The 2,500-nt window shown below is 57.9% G+C and carries 2 rRNA genes (1 of these 2 cut by a window edge); both read left to right on the top strand.

Features of this window, described 5'->3' with window-relative positions:
* Positions 1-2,223, top strand: a 23S ribosomal RNA gene (locus ACTIDRAF_RS0205175) (it extends 896 nt beyond the left edge of the window).
* 89 nt (positions 2,224-2,312) lie between these two features.
* Positions 2,313-2,429, top strand: a 5S ribosomal RNA gene (gene rrf, locus ACTIDRAF_RS0205170).
* Positions 2,430-2,500: the final 71 nt, after the last annotated feature.

Genomic DNA, 2,500 nt, shown 5'->3' with positions numbered 1-2,500 from the left:
TCTCCCCGAAATGCATTTAGGTGCAGCGTCGTGTGTTTCTCATCCGAGGTAGAGCACTGGATGGCCGATGGGCCCGACAAGGTTACTGACGTCAGCCAAACTCCGAATGCGGGTGTGTGAGAGCGCGGCAGTGAGACTGCGGGGGATAAGCTTCGTAGTCGAGAGGGAAACAGCCCAGAACGCCGGCTAAGGCCCCTAAGTGTGCGCTAAGTGGAAAAGGATGTGGGGTCGCCCAGACAACCAGGAGGTTGGCTTAGAAGCAGCCATCCTTGAAAGAGTGCGTAATAGCTCACTGGTCAAGTGGTCCTGCGCCGATAATGTAGCGGGGCTTAAGCGCACCGCCGAAGCCGTGTCATTCACATGTGTAGCTCCATCTGCTCCTTTCGGGGGGTGGGTGTAGGTGTGTGGATGGGTAGGGGAGCGTCCTGCACTGGGTGAAGCAGTCGCGTGAGCGGGTGTGGACGGTGTGGGAGTGAGAATGCAGGCATGAGTAGCGAAAGCAGAGTGAGAAACTCTGCCGCCGGATGACCAAGGGTTCCTGGGCCAGGTTATTCCGCCCAGGGTAAGTCGGGACCTAAGGCGAGGCCGACAGGCGTAGTCGATGGACAACGGGTTGATATTCCCGTACCCGTGTGGATGCGTCCCTGGCGAGGCTGGTGATACTAACCGCCCGTGGTGCTGTCCTGCTTTCGGGTGGGGTGGTGGCCATGCGCGGGAACTGATCTGGTAGTAGCCAAGTGATGGGGTGACGCAGGAGGGTAGCCCCGCCAGTGAGTGGTAGTACTGGTGTAAGCGTGTAGCCAGGAGAGGTAGGCAAATCCGCTTCTCTGTTAATGGTGAGACGTGATGCATAGCCGAATGAGGCGAAGTAGGGTGATCCCATGCTGCCGAGAAAAGCCTCTAGCGAGTGTCTACGCGGCCCGTACCCCAAACCGACACAGGTGGTCAGGTAGAGAATACCAAGGCGATCGGGTGAACTGTGGTTAAGGAACTCGGCAAAATGCCCCCGTAACTTCGGGAGAAGGGGGGCCGTGTGGCGTGAAGCCCTTCGCGGGCTAGCGTTGTGTGGCCGCAGAGACCAGGGAGAAGCGACTGTTTATTAAAAACACAGGTCCGTGCGAAGTCGTAAGACGATGTATACGGACTGACGCCTGCCCGGTGCTGGAACGTTAAGGGGACCGGTTAGTCCTTCGGGGCGAAGCTGAGAACTTAAGCGCCAGTAAACGGCGGTGGTAACTATAACCATCCTAAGGTAGCGAAATTCCTTGTCGGGTAAGTTCCGACCTGCACGAATGGCGTAACGACTTCTCCGCTGTCTCAACCACAGGCCCGGCGAAATTGCACTACGAGTAAAGATGCTCGTTACGCGCGGCAGGACGGAAAGACCCCGGGACCTTTACTATAGCTTGGTATTGGTGCTCGGTTCGGCTTGTGTAGGATAGGTGGGAGACTGGGAAGCGGTCACGCTAGTGGTCGTGGAGTCAATCTTGAAATACCACTCTGGTCGTACTGGGTGTCTAACCTCGGACCATGATCTGGTTCAGGGACAGTGCCTGGTGGGTAGTTTAACTGGGGCGGTTGCCTCCCAAAGGGTAACGGAGGCGCCCAAAGGTTCCCTCAGCCTGGTTGGCAATCAGGTGTTGAGTGTAAGTGCACAAGGGAGCTTGACTGTGAGACTGACGGGTCGAGCAGGGACGAAAGTCGGGACTAGTGATCCGGCACTGGCTGGTGGAAGCGGTGTCGCTCAACGGATAAAAGGTACCCCGGGGATAACAGGCTGATCTTGCCCAAGAGTCCATATCGACGGCATGGTTTGGCACCTCGATGTCGGCTCGTCGCATCCTGGGGCTGGAGTAGGTCCCAAGGGTTGGGCTGTTCGCCCATTAAAGCGGCACGCGAGCTGGGTTTAGAACGTCGTGAGACAGTTCGGTCCCTATCCGCCGCGCGCGTTGGAGACTTGTGGAAGGCTGTCCCTAGTACGAGAGGACCGGGACGGACGAACCTCTGGTGTGCCAGTTGTACCGCCAGGTGCATGGCTGGTTGGCTACGTTCGGAAGGGATAACCGCTGAAAGCATCTAAGCGGGAAGCCTGTTCCAAGATGAGGTCTCCCACCCACTTTGTTGGGGTAAGGCCCCCAGTAGACCACTGGGTTGATAGGCTGGAGATGGAAGCACGGTAACGTGTGGAGTTGACTGGTACTAATAGGCCGAGGGCTTGTCTACGAAGGTGTTACGCATCCACTGTGTGATTCTGGGAGTGCAACTGGCTCCCTGCCCTGGGGTTGGTTGGGGTGGGGTGTTGGTTAGAGTGTTTCGGTGGTGATAGCGAGAGGGAAACGCCCGGTCCCATTCCGAACCCGGAAGCTAAGCCTTTCAGCGCCGATGGTACTGCACCCGTGGGGGTGTGGGAGAGTAGGACGCCGCCGAACTTTCTTTCACCGGTGGGTGGAGGGGAATGTGGTTGAGCACCTGGTGGGTGCTCCCGGTTCTCCTCCACCCA

Source organism: Actinoalloteichus spitiensis RMV-1378, assembly GCF_000239155.1.
GTDB lineage: Bacteria > Actinomycetota > Actinomycetes > Mycobacteriales > Pseudonocardiaceae > Actinoalloteichus_B > Actinoalloteichus_B spitiensis.
The sequence above is the reverse complement of the archived record's forward strand: the minus strand, read 5'-3'. Positions and strand labels throughout refer to the sequence as shown.